At 35.0% G+C, this 19,993-nt stretch carries 21 protein-coding genes; 12 read left to right on the top strand and 9 right to left on the bottom strand.

The genetic code is table 11. The annotated features are described in order from the left end of the window. Positions 1–16: 16 nt before the first annotated feature. From AVL50_RS05815 to AVL50_RS05790, 6 genes are all read left to right on the top strand, one after another. Positions 17–1,189 (top strand): SAM-dependent methyltransferase, encoded by a 1,173-nt coding sequence (locus AVL50_RS05815; protein WP_062615545.1) that lies wholly within the window; start codon positions 17–19, stop codon positions 1,187–1,189. A gap of 128 nt (positions 1,190–1,317) precedes the next feature. Next, on the top strand, positions 1,318–2,577 hold the full coding sequence (gene hflX, locus AVL50_RS05810; protein WP_062615544.1) for a GTPase HflX: 1,260 nt from the start codon (positions 1,318–1,320) through the stop codon (positions 2,575–2,577). A 113-nt stretch (positions 2,578–2,690) separates the two neighbouring features. Beyond that, complete coding sequence (locus tag AVL50_RS05805; RefSeq protein WP_062615543.1) at positions 2,691–3,125, top strand: DUF4440 domain-containing protein; 435 nt, start codon at positions 2,691–2,693, stop codon at positions 3,123–3,125. Between the two features lie 506 nt (positions 3,126–3,631). Beyond that, positions 3,632–4,363: a bacillithiol biosynthesis deacetylase BshB1 gene (bshB1, locus tag AVL50_RS05800; RefSeq protein ID WP_062615665.1), complete on the top strand. Its 732-nt coding sequence runs from the start codon at positions 3,632–3,634 to the stop codon at positions 4,361–4,363. A gap of 229 nt (positions 4,364–4,592) precedes the next feature. Then, the gene (locus AVL50_RS05795; RefSeq protein ID WP_172826772.1) at positions 4,593–4,916 is read left to right on the top strand and encodes a hypothetical protein; all 324 of its coding nucleotides are present in this window, start codon (positions 4,593–4,595) and stop codon (positions 4,914–4,916) included. A gap of 200 nt (positions 4,917–5,116) precedes the next feature. Continuing rightward, positions 5,117–5,359 carry a hypothetical protein gene (locus tag AVL50_RS05790; RefSeq protein ID WP_157491162.1) on the top strand — a complete coding sequence of 81 codons (243 nt, stop codon included), beginning with the start codon at positions 5,117–5,119 and terminating at the stop codon, positions 5,357–5,359. 123 nt (positions 5,360–5,482) lie between these two features. On the opposite strand, the gene AVL50_RS05785 is transcribed toward AVL50_RS05790, so the two are convergent. The 4 genes from AVL50_RS05785 to AVL50_RS05770 form a co-directional block, all read right to left on the bottom strand. Then, the gene (locus tag AVL50_RS05785) at positions 5,483–5,944 is read right to left on the bottom strand and encodes a hypothetical protein (protein ID WP_062615540.1); all 462 of its coding nucleotides are present in this window, start codon (positions 5,942–5,944) and stop codon (positions 5,483–5,485) included. Positions 5,945–6,188: 244 nt separating this feature from the next. After that, complete coding sequence (locus AVL50_RS05780) at positions 6,189–6,692, bottom strand: hypothetical protein (RefSeq protein ID WP_062615539.1); 504 nt, start codon at positions 6,690–6,692, stop codon at positions 6,189–6,191. Between the two features lie 147 nt (positions 6,693–6,839). After that, positions 6,840–7,382, bottom strand: coding sequence for a hypothetical protein (locus AVL50_RS05775; RefSeq protein ID WP_062615538.1), 543 nt, complete (start codon positions 7,380–7,382; stop codon positions 6,840–6,842). Positions 7,383–7,555: 173 nt separating this feature from the next. Then, positions 7,556–8,077: a hypothetical protein gene (locus AVL50_RS05770; RefSeq protein ID WP_062615537.1), complete on the bottom strand. Its 522-nt coding sequence runs from the start codon at positions 8,075–8,077 to the stop codon at positions 7,556–7,558. Between the two features lie 531 nt (positions 8,078–8,608). On the opposite strand from AVL50_RS05770, the gene AVL50_RS05765 reads away from it, so the two are divergent. Then, on the top strand, positions 8,609–9,397 hold the full coding sequence (locus AVL50_RS05765; protein ID WP_062615536.1) for a hypothetical protein: 789 nt from the start codon (positions 8,609–8,611) through the stop codon (positions 9,395–9,397). Between the two features lie 74 nt (positions 9,398–9,471). Here AVL50_RS05765 and sucD read toward each other — a convergent pair whose 3' ends face one another. Continuing rightward, on the bottom strand, positions 9,472–10,350 hold the full coding sequence (gene sucD / locus AVL50_RS05760) for a succinate--CoA ligase subunit alpha (protein ID WP_062615535.1): 879 nt from the start codon (positions 10,348–10,350) through the stop codon (positions 9,472–9,474). A 176-nt stretch (positions 10,351–10,526) separates the two neighbouring features. Between sucD and yidD the strand changes: the two genes are divergently transcribed. The 4 genes from yidD (at position 10,527) to AVL50_RS05740 (ending at position 14,039) form a co-directional block, all read left to right on the top strand. Further along, complete coding sequence (yidD, locus tag AVL50_RS05755; protein WP_062615534.1) at positions 10,527–10,748, top strand: membrane protein insertion efficiency factor YidD; 222 nt, start codon at positions 10,527–10,529, stop codon at positions 10,746–10,748. A gap of 175 nt (positions 10,749–10,923) precedes the next feature. Continuing rightward, positions 10,924–12,039, top strand: coding sequence for an aminopeptidase C (locus AVL50_RS05750; RefSeq protein WP_062615533.1), 1,116 nt, complete (start codon positions 10,924–10,926; stop codon positions 12,037–12,039). Positions 12,040–12,130: 91 nt separating this feature from the next. Further along, complete coding sequence (locus tag AVL50_RS05745; protein WP_172826771.1) at positions 12,131–12,547, top strand: FdtA/QdtA family cupin domain-containing protein; 417 nt, start codon at positions 12,131–12,133, stop codon at positions 12,545–12,547. Between the two features lie 172 nt (positions 12,548–12,719). Next, positions 12,720–14,039 carry a lipopolysaccharide assembly protein LapB gene (locus AVL50_RS05740; protein ID WP_157491161.1) on the top strand — a complete coding sequence of 440 codons (1,320 nt, stop codon included), beginning with the start codon at positions 12,720–12,722 and terminating at the stop codon, positions 14,037–14,039. Between the two features lie 65 nt (positions 14,040–14,104). Here AVL50_RS05740 and AVL50_RS05735 read toward each other — a convergent pair whose 3' ends face one another. After that, entirely contained in the window at positions 14,105–14,851 is a 747-nt protein-coding gene (locus tag AVL50_RS05735; protein ID WP_082795683.1) for a porin family protein, read from the bottom strand. Positions 14,852–15,035: 184 nt separating this feature from the next. Between AVL50_RS05735 and AVL50_RS05730 the strand changes: the two genes are divergently transcribed. Then, the gene (locus tag AVL50_RS05730; RefSeq protein WP_062615529.1) at positions 15,036–15,926 is read left to right on the top strand and encodes a fructosamine kinase family protein; all 891 of its coding nucleotides are present in this window, start codon (positions 15,036–15,038) and stop codon (positions 15,924–15,926) included. Between the two features lie 246 nt (positions 15,927–16,172). Here the strand turns inward: AVL50_RS05730 and AVL50_RS05725 are convergent, their stop codons facing one another. The 3 genes from AVL50_RS05725 to AVL50_RS05715 form a co-directional block, all read right to left on the bottom strand. Beyond that, positions 16,173–17,030 carry an NAD(P)H-binding protein gene (locus tag AVL50_RS05725; RefSeq protein WP_062615528.1) on the bottom strand — a complete coding sequence of 286 codons (858 nt, stop codon included), beginning with the start codon at positions 17,028–17,030 and terminating at the stop codon, positions 16,173–16,175. Positions 17,031–17,381: 351 nt separating this feature from the next. Next, positions 17,382–18,587 (bottom strand): DUF4861 domain-containing protein, encoded by a 1,206-nt coding sequence (locus AVL50_RS05720; protein WP_062615527.1) that lies wholly within the window; start codon positions 18,585–18,587, stop codon positions 17,382–17,384. A gap of 27 nt (positions 18,588–18,614) precedes the next feature. Then, positions 18,615–19,955 carry an MFS transporter gene (locus AVL50_RS05715; protein WP_062615526.1) on the bottom strand — a complete coding sequence of 447 codons (1,341 nt, stop codon included), beginning with the start codon at positions 19,953–19,955 and terminating at the stop codon, positions 18,615–18,617. Positions 19,956–19,993: the final 38 nt, after the last annotated feature.

Below are 19,993 nucleotides of genomic sequence, written 5' to 3'. Positions count from 1 at the left end.
TTTAAAAAGGAGGAATATGAGTCTTATCAATGTAGATAAATTTGAACAGCATTTAAGGGATAGTTTGAAAAATGATACCCTTGTAAAAATTACATTGTCGAATAAGAGAAACAAAGAAGCAGACCTGAAGTCTATTAATGGAAAGCTAGCACAGCTGAAAAAAGGATTACATCTTTCATGTATCTACAGATACCCTACAAATGATATTACGAAAAATATTCCTTTTGAAGAGATTGTAGAAACAGTAATGAAGTATTTGGAGGAAGATTTCTTCAATGCTGATTTATACACTACAGAAAACGATTTCCATTTATTGATTTCACCCAAGCAATCTGCCAAGCTGAGAGTGAAAGCCGCTTCTATGAAGTCGAAGCCTAAGCTACAGCACGACAAGCAAAAAAGAAGATTGATTGATGCAAAAGACAATGTATACCTTCAAGAACTAGGTGTAACGACCAAGGAGTTTAAGGTGAAAAACAGCATGCAGGACAAATACCGTCAACTGAACAAATATGTTGAGATTATTGAAGGTATTTTGAAAAATGTGGACCTTTCTGGCAACTATAATGTTGTAGATATGGGGGCAGGGAAAGGTTACCTGACGTTCGCATTATATGATTACTTGAAGAATGTTGTGAAGCAATCTCCAGAAGTGATTGGTGTGGAGATGCGTCCTGAATTGGTGAAAAAGTGTAATGGAATTGCAGAGAAATCGAATTTTGAGCACCTGACTTTCAAAGAAGGTACCATCAAAGAAGTAGATCTTCCATCCATTGATTTATTGATTGCGCTGCATGCCTGTGATACAGCTACAGATGATGCTATTTATAGAGGTATCAAAGCACAGTCGAAAGTGATTGTTTGTGCTCCATGTTGTCATAAGCAAGTGCGTAAGCAATTAGAACCACAAGACAGTTTAGGTAAAATCACGCAGTTTGGTATTCTGAAGGAAAGACAAGCGGAATTGTTGACAGATGGTATTCGTGCGTTGATCATGGAAGCGTTTGGTTACAAGACGAAGGTGTTTGAATTTATTGCCACAGAACATACTGCAAAAAATGTTTTAGTAGTGGGAGTGCAAGATGAAATCAGAGATACGCCAAATCCAGAAGTGATAGAGCAGATCAATGAAATCAAAAAGATTCACGGTATCACTACACATCACCTAGAAACACTTTTGGGAATGTAAACGGGTTGAACTTAGGTTGATACGGATAAAAGTATTAAATTTGTTCAAACAAAACTTGAAATCCCATATTCTAGGGTTGAATAAAGTTATAAAGCTGACCTTTCAGTAGGTCATAAAAATAAAATTACTTGAAAAAAGAATTTCATCATATACGAGATAATAAGGCACCACAAGCCGTTTTGGTAGGTTTAGCCTTAAAAGATCAAAAAGTAGAAAAAGCACAGGAATACTTAGACGAGTTGGCATTTTTGGCTTCAACCTTAGGGATTGAAACCAGAAAAATGTTTATCCAGCGTTTAGAGCATCCTGACAAAAAATATTTTGTAGGTAAAGGTAAGTTGGAGGAGATCATGACCTATGTGAAAGCAGAGGGAATTGATACCATCATTTTTGATGATGACTTATCATCTGCCCACTCTAGAAACTTGGATAGAGAAGTGGAAGACGTAATGATCATTGACCGTTCGTTATTGATCCTTCAGATCTTTGCCATGAGAGCAAAATCTTCTCAAGCCAAAACACAAGTAGAGCTGGCGCAATACCAATACATGTTGCCAAGACTGACTAACCTTTGGACTCACCACTCTAGACAACGTGGTGGTGTAGGTATGAAAGGTCCTGGTGAAACAGAATTGGAAACGGATAAGCGTATCATCCGTGATAAAATCAGTTTGTTACGTAAGAAACTGAAGAAAATTGCGGTGCAGTCAGATCTTCGCCGTAAAGGAAGAGACAAGGAAGTACGTGTGGCATTGGTAGGATATACCAACGTGGGTAAATCGACCATCATGCGATTGTTGAGTAAAGCGGATGTCTTTGCAGAAAACAAACTCTTCGCCACGGTAGATTCAACGGTAAGAAAAATTACGATGAACAACGTTCCTTTCTTAATGACGGATACCGTTGGTTTTATACGTAAACTTCCTACTACACTTATCGAAAGTTTTAAATCCACTTTGGATGAGATCGTAGAAGCAGATATTTTGATTCACGTAGTAGATGTTTCTCACGAGTCTTTTGAAGAGCACGTTACTGTGGTTAATAACACTTTGAAAGAAATCAAAGCAACAGACAAGCCTACATTATTGGTGTTTAATAAAGTAGACAGCTTCGAGGAGAAAGAATACCCTCCATTTGAAGATCATCCACCAGCGACGATTGAGGAGTGGAAAGAGAGTTATTTAGCCAAAGAAAACAATTCAGTATTTGTTTCAGCCTTGAAGAGTGAAGGAGTAGAGGAGTTGAAGCGAAAAATCTTCGAATTAGTTTCTGATAAATTCTACAAAATCTACCCTAACCATCATTCATTTGCTTACAATCAATTGTGGTTAAAACACGGTGAAAATTGGGCAGAAGCATTGGATAATGGAGAAGGTTTAGACGAATAAAAATACCTCACTGAGATTATTGAGCATAAGGGTTCAGTAATCTCAGTCTTTTTTTAAGAGCATTATATTTTAAAACCGAATATTCAAATATGCCCTTAGCAAACTTTTTTAGAATGAAAAAATACATTTACCTCCTCCTTTTTACTTTAGTAATAGGATGCCAATCAAAACCATCTGATCCAAAACAGGAAATTCAACAAATTCACAACGTATTACAGACACAAGAAAAAGCTTGGAATGAGGGCAATCTTGATCAGTTTATGATTGGCTATTGGGAGTCTGAAAGGCTGATGTTTATTGGTAAAAGTGGTTTGACTTATGGTTGGCGTCAAACATTGGCTAACTATAAGAAAGGTTACCCTGATGTGAAAGCAATGGGAAAGTTGACATTTACATTAATAGAAACAGAGCTATTGGCAGAGAATGTAGCGCTGGTTGTAGGTAAATGGCATTTGGCAAGAGAAACGAATGACTTAGAAGGTCACTTTTCTTTAGTTTGGAAAAAAATAGATAACAAATGGGTGATCATTGCAGATCATTCAAGTTAAGTATTAAGCCAAAAAGAGTTTTGTCTTAGTACTTAATACATTGTAAACTAAGTTTTCGAATAGTTGTGTTTTTTAGAAGTCAGGAGATTTCTGGTGATCTGTAGAACATAAATGACGCTAACACTTAGTATCCGTATCAGTGGGCTTTCTACCTAATTCGTTTGGTAGTACTTCCCCGGCATTGAAGGGAAAAGCGTTAAGAATTTCATGTATTGAGCCGTTAAAAATGATTTTCTTTTTTGAGCTTTAGCGAGTTTAAAATCATTTAGGCGAGAGGAATGAAATTTAGCTTTTGCGTTCAAAGCCTAGATTTTTTGCTTCGTTTTTCATCAATGGAAAAATGAAGAAGAAGGAAGATTGGAAGTAGAACATAGAAAGCTTGCAAAAATATTGATTGGTAGTGAGTGATGGGAATTTAGTTTACAATATGCTTAATATAAAAATATACCCACTTAAACACTCTCATTTCTTGTAGAAGGAATAAGGTGTTTATTAATCAAGAAAAAATGAAATTAGATATCTTAGTAATCTGTGCTCACCCTGATGATGCAGAATTAAGTTGCTCAGGAACGCTGGTTAAAGCTATTAACGAGGGGAAAAAAGTTGGAATAGTTGATCTTACAAAAGGAGAAATGGGGACAAGAGGTACTCCAGAGCTCAGAATGCAAGAAGCACAGAAAGCTTCAGAAATCATGGGCTTGGCTGTAAGAGATAACTTAGGCTTTGCAGATTTTTTCTTTAAAAACGATGCGGAGCATCAAAGAGAAGTTTCAAGAATTATAAGAAAATACCAGCCTGATCTTATTATCACTAATGCACCAGAAGATAGACACCCTGATCATGGTAAAGGAGCACAGTTGGTAGTTGATGCTTGTTTTATGAGTGGTTTAAGAAAGGTAGAAACATTTGAAGATGGAAAGTCACAGGAACCTTGGAGGCCAGTAAATGTATTCCATATGATTCAATCTAATTTCTTAATGCCTGATTTTGTGGTGGATGTTACGAATGAATGGGATACTAAAGTTGAAGCAATCAAAGCATTTAGTTCTCAGTTTTTTGTTGGAGAAGGTGCTGATGCCGCACCGGGTGAACCACAGACATTTATCTCTACACCTCAGTTTATGCAGTTCTTGGAAGCAAGAGCAAGAGAGTATGGTCAGAGAGTAGGAGCTCAATTTGCAGAAGGGTTTATCAAATCAGCACCGATAAAAGTAAATAGCCTTTTGGATTTGATTTAGAGAAAGTTTCACTAAAAGTGAATTTTCACAGAAGTCCTCATAGTCATTTTATTTGCTGATGTAAGTTATTTGAATTGTTTATTAATTTGATTATCAATTAATTAATGTAAATAAAATTGAATCATTTTGATAAAATAGTGCTATTTAGCTTAAAAATTGTAATTTTGTACCGAGAGATAATGCACCTAGTTCTATTTATATGCAACGTCTAGAATCTTCTTTAAACAAAATGTTCAATCAAAAGGTTTTGGCAAACCTTTGCCCTTACCACCGTCAGCGTATTTCTACTTCATTGGAAAGTACGAAGTTAGAGATTCGTTCACTGTTTATGACTTTCGTAAATGGAGAGTTGGATCGCTTCAAGAAACAAATTGGAGAAGACTCAATCGAAATTACAAGAACAGTGGCTGAAGGTTATATTGATAACATTGTAGATTTACTGGAAACAAGAATGGCTAGTGATGGAGAATATTTCACTTCAGAAGAGCTGATTAATGGAGCATTAAGCGTTTTTAATACAGAAGGATGTCCAGTATTTCATCATAAAAAATAGTACATATTTTACATATATGAAAAATAACCATCAATGTGAGAGCATTGGTGGTTTTTTTTTGTCAAAAAAAAGAAAATATAATATGTTAGTAACTGATTGATTATGAGTTTTATGTAAAAATTAAAGTTAAAAATATTGTCAATGTTTTTTATTTTGACATTTATTTGTTTATGTTTGTAGCATACAAAAACAAAGGAAACATGAAAACTGTTGTAAGAGGTATATTGAGCAATGTTCAGGATAATGGCAAAAATGCTTTTGCTGTGCTGAATACTTTTGATGGACAGCAATTAGAATTGATTTTAAAGCCAGTAGGCCTGAAAATTTTGAAAGGATATGCCGAAAGAGCATTTACAGTGAGGGTGAAAGGATGGATGCAGGAGGAAGCTTATCATACAGGTTTTCACGTAACAAACCTTACAGGCTATTTAAAAGCCAGTTAAAGAAGAGATCAGTAATTTTTAACATAAAGATGATTAGTACGTTCTTAGGGGATAAGAATTTACGCATAGAAAAAGCGGCTCATATTGTGAGACCGCTTTTCTTTTTGAGATTTAAATTTCTTTTTAGAATTGGAAGGTAACACCAATTTGTGCACCTGAGCCAATAATAGCTTGCAAGCCGAAGCTTTCACTGATATGGAACTTACCGCCAATACCAATACCCCACCATAAACCGTTAGGCGCATTAATATTGAAACCAATATCACCGTTGGCAAAAACATCCCACTTTGGGTGAGAAATGTTCAATACCCGATCTGCATACCAGCGGAACCTTGCACCAACAGCAAAAGAAGATCCTTTGTACTCATTATTATCCCAGCTTTGAAATGCAGCTGAAACACCTACGGTGAAATCTTGTCCAAGTTGAGCAATTTCATAATCAGCTTGTACACCAAAATTGTAGGAATTGAATCCGGAGATCAAACCTACATTCAGAACCTTCGGTCCTTGGTAGTCTTGTGCAGAAGCAGAACTGAAAATGCCAAGAGAAGCAATTGTAAATAGTAAAAGAAATAGTTTTTTCATATTTAGTGGTAATGAGTTATTGTTGTAATAAACTAAGTGCAAAGAAATGTATTGTCTTGATTTAAAAAGACGTTGTATTGACTAAAATTTGCACTAACTAAAGCTAAATATTTACTTTTGAAGCATGAATAATTTCTTTAATAGTTACTTTTTTTTCTTGATAAAGGTCAAAAAAAGCAGTCCAAATACTTGAACTGCTCTTTTTGTTATCTATTCGAAAATAATTTTTTTACAGACGAACGGATTATAATTGGAATGAAACACCAAATTGTGCTCCCGAACCAACAATTGCCTGTAAGCTAATACTTTCATTAATATGGAATTTACCACCAATGCCAATGCCTAAATAAACAGGAGAAATAGAAGTGGCAATTTGATCTCCTGTAGCATTGTTGTTGTTTAATCTAAACCCAACATCGCCACTTGCAAAAACATCCCATCTCTTGTCAGTAATATTTAATACACGGTCAGCATACCACCTTACTCTAGCACCAACGCCGAAAGAACTGTAATTGATATTGCTATTTGACCAAGCTTGATAAGATGCTGAAGCACCAATTGTAAAGTCTTGTCCTAATTGAGCGATTTCATAATCGGCTTGAACACCAAATGAATTATGAAGCAAACCTGAAATTACGCCAACATTTAGAGTGTTAGGACCTCTGAAATCAGCACTTTTTTGAGCAAAAACTGAGCTTGATAATGTTACTAATACTAGAGTGACTAGTAGTTGAATTGATTTTTTCATTTGTATGTTTAGAATAAAAAATGGAGTTAAGGCAATGCTAAATTAATAAAAGACTGTCATTGCCATTTACCAAAGTGCATTCACAAGAACTCTCGTAACAAAATATTTTATTCAAATCTAATGAAAAAATATTCACTGTAAACAATATTACAGCCTAAAAGTAACACCAAAGTTGCCTCCACTGTATTGTGTACCTCCACCAAACTGAAGGTTCAAACCAAATTTTTCTGTGATAAACCAGCGTCCGCCAATTTGTGCACCAATTCTAAAGTAAGACCAGTTGTCAATAGGATGGTTACGTCTATCATTGTAGCAGTATAAACCAACATTGAGGCCTGCGTAAAAATCAAAGTTATTCGGAATATTTAAAATCCTATTAAAATGATAATTACCATTGAATGACAAATTCCATGCACGGTAACCATGATGGTAGTTTTTATGGTAATGCTTGTAATTATGAATGCCAAAACTACCTCCAATGGAAATGTCGGGGTGAACACCATTGTAGTCTAAGCCTAAATAAAATGGAACACCTCTAGTGTTTACGCCAACACCAGTGTTGATATAAAAGTTGGATCCATTCGAATAATTACTTGAAGAACGTTTTTTGGTTGAATTTTGAGCAGTACTTTCTAATGAAAATAAGACGGTAATCAGCAGTACAATTGGTAAAATAAATCGTTTGGTCATTATTGAATCATTTTGATTGATATTGTTTAATCATACAAATATAAATCCTACAACTTAGCCTCGTCTATTAATAAAATTCAATATTTCGAATGCTTGTTAATTGAGAGTATAAAAGAAAAAGGTACTCCATATAGTAGAGTACCTTGTTGTATAATGTTCTTGAAATTAATTCTTTAAAGTCCAAAAGTAACACCAATTTGTGCACCTGTGCCTATGATGGCTTGAATTCCAATTTTTTCACTGATGTGATATTTGGTACCGATACCAATTCCCCAATAAATAGGAGAAACATTATTGCCTCCTTGATGTTCTCCATAGTAATTTGAGTTTGTGATCCCGAACCCGATATCACCACTAGCAAATACATCCCATTTGTTAGATGTAATTCCCAAAACTCTGTCAGCATACCATCTGAATCTCACGCCAAGCCCAAAAGTATTATGTTTTGAATATCCGGTGTCCCATCCATAATAAGAAAGTGCGGCTCCCATGGTAAAGTCCTGCCCTAATTGCAGAAACTCATAGTCGGCATTAATACCGCTTGCTCCGTGATTAAATCCCATCCCAATGCCAACATTTAAAGAGCCAACACCTTGATAGTTAGTGTTGTTACTAGATTTTTTTTGAGTGTTGTCTTGGGCAAATCCAAAATTAGTAATGGTAAAGAATAATACAGTAACAATGATTTTATACATGTTTTTCATAACAAAAATTAATAAAGTAATATAGGTTTTTATTTATAGTGTTTTTGATTACAGAATATAGATACGGGACAATATTGTTTTAGGTTAAACAAAGTACATTGTTAATTCTTAATGTTTGTTTATGAAATCGAGTATTGATGTAGAGTAAGTACACTGTAAGTCTAAATTTCTAAAAATCAGGAGATTTCTAATGATTTGTAGTACGAAAATGACGTTTTTACTTCGTTTTGTCTTAATACAAAGATGAAGAAGAAGGAAGTTTGAAAAGAGATCTTAGAAAACTTGTAGAAATGTCGATTGAAAGTTAATGTAAACTTATAGCTTACAGTGTTATAGGTAGAGTAAAAGGAGAGGTAATGTTTTAGTTTGTAAATCAGAGATTTAAAGTGGTGTGTTTTGTGGGGAATTGTATTATATTTATAAAACATAATAGGCCAATTTTCAACAGAATCTATTTTACTGAATAATATATTTTCTAGTCGCTAATCTAGAACTCTTTTTAAATCGAAATTAACTATACAAATGAAAAACTTTATACTAATTTTCTTTCTTTTCTTCAGTTTTAATGCTTCAGGACAACTAATTGAGCTCCAAATGAATTACAGAATATGTACGTTTGCGATTTCATCCCTAACCTCCACCAAAGTATATAATTTAACTGCAGGGGAAAGTTTCTCAAATAAGAAAGATTACAAAACTCTTACTTTAGCTAATCAAACAGGAGTTTCTTATACTAAAAAGACGATTACGGTACCTTCATTGAATTCAACTGTAGATGATAAAGTTTACTTTATGTATGATCCCAGTAGAGTAAGTGAAGTCACTGCAGCATTGAGTTATGATAATTATAGCGGTTATAATCATGGAGGTTGTGTAACATCTTCTCCATCAAGTAGTTCAAGTAATAAAGCATTTCCACTTCACAACGGTGAAAATTTTAATGTAACTTTTACGACTAGTGATGAAGGTAAATTACTTTCCTCTCCAGGAGCATGTAATGTAGTTTTTCATTTCTTGAATTTTAAAAACAGATCTATTTTGATTAATGAAGTAAAACCAACCCGTAAAATGGGTTTCAATAACAGAGGAACAATTCCATATTTATATAAACCAGAAGTTTTTAATCAACTTGATGAAGACAATAAATGGGTAATACTTTTTTCTGATGGTTCTACTGTTGAGGTGGGAGAGAATTTAGATGAGTTTGACTTCTCGAATGAAACAATGGTTGCAGCCTATGTGAAAGGAACTTATTTTAAATCACAATCATATGTAAAAGATCTTGAAAGAGAGCAACTTATTGCAAAATAAAAAGAAATAAAAAAAGCTCAATGACTACAACAAGAGTCAATTGAGCTTTTTTATGATTGAAACTCTAATAGAGCTTACGCTTCAACTAAAAGTTTTGCTAAAGTTTCACCAATGTTGGCAGGAGACTTTGATACCGCAATACCACATGACTCCATGATACGCATTTTTGCTTCTGCAGTATCATCTTCACCACCTACAATAGCACCTGCATGACCCATTCTACGTCCTTTAGGAGCAGTTTGGCCAGCAATAAAACCTACAACAGGTTTAGGGTTGCCTTGTTCTTGGATCCATTTTGCAGCTTCAGCTTCATAGTTACCACCGATCTCACCAATCATTACGATGGCATCAGTATCAGGGTCTGCCATTAATAATTTCACAGCTTCTTTTGTAGAAGTACCAATGATTGGGTCTCCACCAATACCAATAGCAGTAGAAACACCATAACCTGCTTTCACAATTTGATCAGCAGCTTCATAAGTTAAAGTACCAGATTTAGATACAATACCTACTTTACCAGGTTTGAAGATAAAACCAGGCATAATACCTACTTTTGCTTCACCAGGAGTGATAACACCTGGACAGTTTGGTCCGATAAGCGTTACATCCTTACCGTTTAAGTAGTTTTTGGCTTTAACCATGTCTGCAACAGGGATACCTTCTGTAATTGCAATAATTACTTCGATACCAGCGTCTGCCGCTTCCATGATTGCATCTGCCGCAAATGCTGGCGGTACAAAAATGATAGAAACATTAGCACCTGCTCCTTTTACTGCATCTTCTACAGTATTGAATACAGGGCGATCAAGGTGAGTTTGTCCTCCTTTACCTGGAGTTACACCACCTACTACGTTTGTGCCGTAAGCAATCATTTGCTCGGCGTGGAAAGTGCCCTCAGATCCAGTGAATCCTTGAACAATTACTTTAGAGTCTTTATTGACCAATACACTCATGGTTGCAGTTGGTTATTTGTTAGTAAATATTAATATTACTTTTGCAGTTGCAATTTATATAATTACATTGTCAAAGTGAATAAAGATCATCCTTTTTATTACATTTTATCATTGGATCGCTCTAAAAAGGCTAAAAAAGCAGTTTTTTATAGCGACTTGTACCCGAATAAGCGAATATGAATAAGGTATTTTCAAAGGTTTTAGTGATTTTGGTTAGAGGTTATCAGTTATTGATCTCACCTTATACTCCCGCATCATGCAGGTATGTACCTACATGTTCAGAGTATACAATTCAAGCATTAAAAAAGCATGGAGTTAAGAAAGGTGGTAAGCTAGCCATCAAAAGAATTAGCAGCTGCCATCCATGGGGAGGAAGTGGATACGACCCAGTTCCCTAATGATGATGAACAGGCACTTTCAGGTTGCATTCTTCAAGTAAGTATTAAATATTTAGGCCAATTGAGGGGGGTAATTTATGCTTCATAAATTAGAGTTTGCGCTAAAATAAAAGTATATTGTATCTTTGTTACCGATAAATGGTACTATTTATCTAAAATATATAAACATAAGAATATGAAAACGCTATCTTTTAAAAGTGTAGTGGCTTCTGTATTAATGGCTGGTATTTCAACTGTCGCTGCTTTTGCCCAAAATGACGCAATTGTTGATGGAACACAACTAAAGGTAGTTCATCAGGTGAAAACCACGCCCGTAAAAAATCAAGGGAGAACGGGGACTTGTTGGAGTTTTTCTACAACTTCATTTATCGAGTCTGAGTTGATGAGAAAAGGAAAAGGAGAATTTGACCTTTCAGAAATGTATTTTGTTAGAAATACCTACCCAGAGAAAGCGGAAAAATATATTAGGAGACACGGGAAAACACAGTTTGGAGAAGGAGGACTGGCTCATGATGTCATGAATGTGATCAAAGAAGGAGGTTTTGTACCAAACAGTGTTTATGATGGGAAAGGAGGAAGTAAAGGAATCCATGATCATCAGGAGTTATTTGGTGTGATGGAAAGTATGTTAAATACTTTAGCTTCCTCAAAAAAGCTTTCTACCAAATGGAAATCAGCTTTAGAATCAGTTTTAGATGCTTACTTGGGAGCAAAGCCAACTTCTTTTACAGTAGATGGCAAAGAATATACTCCTCAAGAATTTGCTAAAGCAATGGATTTCAATCCAAATGATTATGTAGAGTTGACTTCTTTTACTAATCATGAGGATTATAAGCCATGCGTTCTTGAAATTCCAGACAACTGGTCTGATGGTATTTATTATAATCTTCCTTTGGAAGACTTACAAGCTGTGATGGACAATGCCTTGGATAAAGGTTATTCTTTAGCTTGGGATGGTGATGTAAGTGAGAAATCATTTTCACACCGAAATGGAAAAGCAACTATTGAAGATACCAACGGTGTTGAACCTCAAGTAACAGTAGAGGCTCGTCAAGAGGCTTATGAGAATTATGTGACTACTGATGATCATTTGATGCATATTGTAGGTATTGTAAAAGATACTGATGGCAAAAAATATTATGTCACAAAAAATTCATGGGGTGCAACATCCAATGATTTTGGTGGTTATCTATACATGTCTGAAGGCTATGTTCAGATGAAAACCGTATCAGTAATGGTACACAAAGACGCGATTCCTAGTTCAATTAAGAAAAAGATTGGACTTATTTAAGATATTTATTCCCTAGTGTTATTAACCCACTAGGGAAGGCTATTTATTATTTTGTGCGATGACTCTCAACAAAAAAAACACTATTAACACTTTGCCTAGGATTATTGAATTAGATGAATTTGGTTCATATGATCGAGGTTTTATCACTGCCGTAAGCGAATTATCTCAGGTTCCTTTTAATATTAAACGTGTATTCTGGACACATGGAGCAAACAAAGATACAGTGAGAGGCAATCACGCTCACAAAGAAACGGAAGAAGTGATCATAGCCATTAATGGCACTATAGAAGTAGAAGTAATTCTAGAAGATATGAAACGATGCGTTTATTTATTAGATAATCCGCGTCAAGGTTTATACCTGCCTCCGCACGTTTGGAGAACTTTGTATTTTTCAAAGGATGCAATTTCCATTACCCTTGCTTCTACAGACTATGATAAGGATGATTACGAGAAAGATATGGTGAATTGGCTTCAGCAAGACTTTTCTGACGATAAATTTTACTCATAAATTTTATAGTCAAAATAATAATTGGAGTTTTTAATTCGTTATAAATCCAAAAAAATCCCTTATTTTAGAGGGATACAATTTTCTAATGACGTGATTTTTAGTCAATACTAAAACTTTTGTTTACTAGACTCGCAAAAATATTGGAGGCACAAACTCAATGTACTCGTTTATTATGGCTCGAACACTATTCAAAATATTTATACTCTTAGTATTTTTTGTTACATCTACCCCTTTGTTTGCTCAGACAGACAAAGCATTGGATCATTTTGTAAAAGCTGAAAACCTTTTTAATAGTAAACAATTTACAAAAGCAATTGATGAGTATACTTTAGCAATTAAATACGATTCCACTCAGGAAAAATATTTTTTAAGAAAAGCAAAGTGCCAAGTGGCATTAAAGCAGTTCAACAATGCAATTGATACTTTTTTGGAAGGACTTTCTGTTTTTCCTGATAATGGTGTGATGAACTTTCAGATCGCCAATCTTTACTTGAGAAAAGACTATTTGGATGATGCTATCTATTATTTTGATAAAGCATTCAAATTCAACGAAACCGAAAAAATAAAAGTAGTAGCAAAGAATCAGATTATTATGATCCTGTTTAAACAGGAAAAATATGATCATGTTCGTTCTCATATTAATGATGTACTAGCAGTTGCTCCTAATAATTACTTGGCACTTTACTACTCAGCCAAGCTTTATAACATGAATGAAGAATTCCCTAAAGCAGTAGATGACATTCATAAGGCATTAGAGTATGTGAAGTCCAACAATAAGAGTCATCTAGCAAGATTTTATTATGAATTAGGGTATGCCTATTATAACCTTGAGGAATATGACAAGCTAGAAGGTATTATTGAAAAGGCTAATTACGGCTCTTACAGGAAGTTGGTGTTAAAGTTTACTCCCGAGTATAAATATTGGATAGCTTTATGTTATTACGAAATTTATGACTTCGAGAAGTCAACGGATTTATTATACACTGCTTTGAAACAAGATCAAAGTAACCTAAAGGTGCATGAACTTCAAATTAAGATTGCAGAAGTGACATCTGATAAAACGGAGCAAATCCAAAAAGCACATCATATGATTGATAATTTGGATGATGACCAAATGAAAGTGAAGACTTATCAGGATGTAGCCACTTGGCAATTGGGTTCTGAGCATTATGAGGATGCTATAAAATCTTGTAATGAGACGTTGGCCATTGATGAATATAACTACATTGTAAAGTATACAAAAGCGGTTGCTTTATTTAAACTTAACCGTACAAAGGAATCAATGGAGGTACTTAAGGAATTAGTAGATTACAATGGCTTGGATGTGAAGACAAAGTCAAAATACTACTTCACTTTAGGTATTGTGGCCATGAAGGAAAAGGAATATGACTTGGCATTACATTCTTTCAAGAGTGCAAAGCTTGATAAAACATATAAAGTTGCTGCAGATGAAGTAATTTCTTATTTAAAATCAAAAGAAGATAGCATCTGAAGGTAATTTTTATCCATAAAAAAACACCAATAAGCTTCAAAAGCTTATTGGTGTTTTTTTTGTGCTTAATCTCTTCTTTCCCAACCGCTCTCATCTGGTTGTTGGATTCCTTCACCAGTTTCATTATTCTTAGGTTTCTCTTTCCATCCGCTGATTGGAATGAGATAAGAGAAGGAAACTCCTCCCAATACAGAGCTAGAACGTTCAGTTGAAGTTCTTCTTTCGTTTTCTAAAACGTCCATCATACTAGCAGCAAAACGACCTTCTATTTGAAAATGACCAAATTTTGTAATCAAATTCAAACCGGCACCACCAGCTACTGAAACAGTGAAAGGATTGACAGGTTTTTCATAATAATCATAGGACTGATCATTGATATCTGTAATGATTTCTTTCGATTCATTCAGTAGAATATCCAATTGAGGTCCCAGTGTGATAAAAAACTGAAGGTTCTTCTTACCAATATATATATGTGTCAGGAAAGGAATTTGAACGTATTCAAACTTCCTCGTGTAAATCTCTTGTGTAATGTCAAAACGATTGACTTCAGTCCAGCCAATTCCATTGTAGTTGACTTCTAGTTGGGCACCAAAATACTTTTCGCCATGGTATTTGGCCACAACACCAAAACTAGGAGTAGTTTGTGGCAAAGTACTGATAGCAGGGAAAAATCCAATTGATGTAGAGTAATAACCTCCTTTTATTCCAGCCGAAATTCTAGCTGGTTTAAGAATGTTTTTTTGTGCAAATGTTGAAGTTGACAACAAAAGAACGGAGATGATGACTAAGAAGGTTTTATAAATTAGATGCATGTAAAAAATAATATATCTAGCATAATTTTTAGTAAAGATAATATCAAATTCTAATGTTTGATAAAATCTGAACTATAAATTCTCTTTTCGAGAGGTTTAGAATAAGTAACTATTCTTTCAATTGATTAAATTGAAATATTGACAGTTTTAAAACATGCTTCTAAAATTTTAATGTAATCGTCTTATGCAAACAGATCCACATGCTTTTTATCAATCTTTATTACAGAAAGAATTAGGGAGACATCTTCAGTTACAAGAACTCTCTTCCATTTCTGGAGGCTGTATTAATGAGGCTTTCAAGGCGGTTACCAATCAAGGTGTTTATTTTTTGAAAGTAAACCAGCAAATGCCGGTTCATTTTTTTGAGGCTGAAAGGGAAGGGTTGGACTTGTTAAGTCAAAAATCCCGTTTCACGATCCCCAACACCATCGGTCTGGGTACTTTTGAAGAACTACAATATATATTGATAGAGTACATTGATAGCAGGAGGACATCTGTAAATTACTGGGAAGAATTGGGAGTGAGGTTAGCAGATCTGCATCAAAAGAGTAATGCTACATTTGGAGGTGTAAATGATAATTATATTGGAAAACTTCCGCAGTCCAATCAGGATAAGGACAATTGGTTGGATTTCTTTATTGAAGAAAGACTTTTGCCTCAAGTGAATTTGGGAGTGAAAAATGGAACAATTCCTTTAAAATATATTGAAAGTACTGAAGCACTTCGTCAATTGCTAGAAAACTATTTTCCAGAAGAAAAACCAGCATTGTTACACGGTGATTTGTGGAGTGGAAATACAATGTATGACAACCAAGGTTTACCCTGTATTGTAGACCCTGCTGTATATTATGGACATAGGGAAGCTGAATTGGCATTTACCACTTTGTTCGGTGGTTTTGATAAGCTTTTCTTTGAGGTTTATAATGAGGTTTTCCCTTGGGAAAAAGGGATTAAAGAGCGTTTGGAAGTCTACAATATTTACCCGCTTCTAGTACATACCAATCTATTTGGAGGTGGATATTTGGAGCAAGTCAATGCTATTTATAAGAGAATTGATAAAGCCTTAGGATATTAATCGAAAGAAATAGTGGGTTTGTCGAAAAAAGAATCACATTAGGCGAAATAACAAGAAAGTAAATATTTAATAATGTAATTTTACATTACACTTAATGATTAAGTGTCTTGAGTTTTAATTAAAAGCTCACCTGTTTCAATACAGAATAGATATTTAATTACATTATTTGGTTTAATTGTTAAGGGGAGAGAAACTCACTGTTTTGCAGTGAGTTTCTTTTTTTTGTTAAGAGCTCACGTTCTCGTTTTATTTCATTTCATCGTAAGTGAAATCCACTGGATTTTCATACAAGAATGTAAAGCCTATTTTATCTGTAATTTTCTGACTGTCCACAATTTTAAAAGGAGGAGCAGATGCAGGTGAAATGAAAGTAGGAACAATATATTCTCCATATTTAGCAGTAGACTCATAAACAGTCCTTTTGGGAGGATGCTCAGGAGCCACCAAGTTGAATACCTTATTCCAGCTATTGTGGTCGTTTACCTCAATTACTTTCATGATCGCTCTTATAACATCATCTCTGAAAACATAGTTCACTGGAATGTCTCCTGTTATCAAATCTTTTTTGCCATCAACATATTTTGCAGGTATTCTATCGTAACCCATTAAGCCTCCACAGCGGAGAATTGTAGCATCAAGATCGGTGTTGATTCTTAATACTTCTTCTGCTAATAACACTGATTTTGAACGTGGATTGTCAGAAGTTTCACCATTTTCATTGACATGATCATTAACGTCCTTATAAACGCTTGTTGAACTGGTGTAGATCACTTTATTGACTGGAAGGTTTTCGATTTCGTCTCGAATCACCTTGATCTGTTCTGCATGAAAAGTCATCATTTTATGTTGGCTGAAACGTGGTGCCATGCAAATTATGACTGCGTCTGTATCTAAAAGGTCAATCAAGTCTTCAGTATCATTACATGTAGGATCAAAACGAAGATAATAACCCTTCGCACCTAATTCTTCAATGGAAGCGACTTTAGATTTTGTTCCCGTGCTTGCTTTGACTTCAAAACCATTTTTTATTAAAGTAGAAATGAGTGGTAGACCTAGCCAACCTGCTCCAATGATGCTCACACGTTTTATTTCGGGGAAACTCATAGTTGTTTTTAGTTGATGTTAAAAAGAGCTTTAAAAAAAGAGCATGTTCTTATCAGGCTCTTTACACAAAAAGTATTGTTACAAGGAAATATACATATTAGGAAAGTAAATTCCATCTTTCAACCTGCATTTCTTATTACTTCTATAAAATAAGAAAGTACTAGAGCTCCATCTATGCCCTAGTACTTAATAGCATAACTGTCTACTGTATCAGTTTTTGTTTTTAGCTATTTTTTTGATTCACAAAACACTATTTCTAAATCATTAGATTCGTTTAATTTTTCGTCTTATTGTTTTTTACATTAGCTTAATATTTTCGCTATTCGTCCTCAAAATTATAGAAGTAATTTCTTATAAAGCTAAATGTACTTGCAATGGTTTTTGCACCTTTTTGGCAAACTGTTCCAAGTACTGATTCCATTCTTTGTCAGAAGAAAATTGCTTGCTTCGTTCCCAGCCATAACCGGCGTAATAATTTACTTTAGCTTCATTAGGTGTAGCCAACACTAATAGATGACTGGCATCTTTGTGTTCTACCTTTCTTTCGAAAGCATCGTTGAGTTGTTCTTTAGGTAAAACAATACCAAGTCCCAACATATCTTTATCAATTTCTTCCCAATAACTGTACACTCCATCTTTATTACTCAGATACGTTTTTCCTGATTTATCATGCAAACTGATGCCAATGGCCACAGGAGGTAATTTTGCATCACTTTTAAAAGTGGATTGGAAATGACACATGTTGCTTCCCAAATCAAGACTGATTAATTTCTCTTCAGAAATACTTACCCCATTCACATCCCAAGGTTGGTATTCAAGAATGAAAACAGTTCTGATAGGGCCTTCTGTGATTTTTTTATAAGAAGAAAAGTTTTTGGAAGTATACAGTGAATCTGCAGTCCAGAAACCAATTCCCCCAACTCCTCTGCTTGGTCCTACATGGTAAGGATCATATCCTTCTCCTGTATCAATATGATAAGATCCTTGTTGCTCTTCATTATTTTTATACCACTTATTAATAATAGGGTAATCTACACGTTTCAGCCAAGCATCAATACCACTAGTAAGAGTACCGCCAGGTTGATTATTTTCGATTCTTTTCTGGGCATCTGGTCCGAAGGTTCTGAAAGCAATGCGGTCGTTTTCCCAAGCATAATCATCCGTTCTTTCCGGAACAAAACGAGAATACGTCATTTTTGATGATTGAGGTTGAGATTCTCCCTCTTTTAGAGGACGTACAATAAACTCCTGTTGTCCCATTGAATGGATATCAGTCTGAAACAGCCATTGGTCTTGTGTCCCATCACCGTTCAAATCTATCCATTGGTTGACTAATAAGTTGCCTGTTTTCTTATTGATAATTGCTAGTTTTTCATAGCCATACTGTTGGATTAAAGCCTGGAAATCGTGAGCATTCAGTTCAATAGTCTCTGATTCCCGATTCATTTCAATAGGGTTTTTGACAGTTACAATCACCTCGTGATTTTCATTACACCCTATAAGATTCGATAGTAAGGCTGTGGTAATTACAGCGTAGTATTTTATAAACTTTTTCATCTTGTTATGGGAAAAAAATGGTCGTTTTTATTGATTGATTTTAGCCATTTCTAATTTAGGTAATATCAAATGAATAATTCCTAAAATTGTAAGGTAAGAACAGCCTGCAATTAAAAACATCCAGAAATAGGCTGCAGAACCTGATCCATCTAACACTTGACCTAAGATAAAATCGATGGTCATCCCTGTTACAGCACCAACCATACCACCAAAACCTACTACTGAGGCCGTTGCTTCTTTTGGCATTGTATCAGAAACGACTGAAAATAGATTAGCAGACCAAGCTTGGTGCCCTCCAGATGCTAAGGCGATTAAACAAGCGGCTATCCATTGATTATCCGTTGTGGTAGCAAAAACCACCGGAAGGATACACAATGCACAAATTAACATTGAAATTTTTCTGGCTTTATTCAGTGTCCAGCCCTTATCAATAAAGAAGCGTGACAGATAACCACCGCCAATACTTCCTAAGTCAGCCATAACATATACAATAACCAATGCGGCACCTAATTCTTTGATAGAAACACCAAATCGATCCGTAAAGAACATTCCTGACCAGAACATAAAGAAGTACCATACTCCATCTGTCATTTTACCAATAGAAAATGCCCATGTTTGTTTCAGCTGAATCACTTTTTTCCAAGGAAGTTTTGTGACTGCTTTTTCTTCTTCGTCCATAGTGAGTTCATCTTGCTGTATGTAAGCTAATTCTTCAGCATTTACGTGAGGATTTTCTTCAGGCTTCTTATATACCTTCAGCCAAAGTACTACCCAAATTGCACTCAACACTCCTGTTACTAGAAAGGCATATTGCCAGTTTGTACCGTCTTCCATTACGATAGCAGCAACTGCTATAGGAGCTAAAATTGCACCTACATTTGAACCAGCATTAAAAATACCTGTAGCAAATGCTCTGTCCTTTTTAGGAAACCATTCCGCTACGGTTTTTACAGCGGCAGGAAAGTTGCCAGCTTCACCAATACCTAAACCAAACCTTGCCAAAATGAATCCGATAAGACCAAATGCAGGTCGTAATGCTGCATGAAGCATTCCAAATGTACTCCAAATGGCAATTGATAACGTATACCCGATTTTTGTTCCGAATTTGTCAATAATCCCTCCCATTGATAACATACCTATTGCATAAGCACTTTTGAAGGCAATATTGATAGTAGCATAATCTGTTTTGCTCCAGTTGAATAACTTTTCTAATGTAGGAGCCAAAACACCAATAATACTTCGGTCCATATAGTTGATGGTGGTGGCCATGAAAAGCAAAGCTAAAATTCGGTATCTATAATTTCCTTTTTTAGCGGGAGTTTGCTTTTTGACACTATTTTCAACCATGATATCTTGTTCGGTATTCATAGCAGTATATGTGTTGTGTTGTTATTAATTATGATTTA

The organism is Flammeovirga sp. SJP92 (assembly GCF_001583495.1).
In the GTDB taxonomy this organism is placed as follows: Bacteria; Bacteroidota; Bacteroidia; order Cytophagales; family Flammeovirgaceae; genus Flammeovirga.
This window is presented reverse-complemented; position numbering and strand designations above follow the sequence as displayed.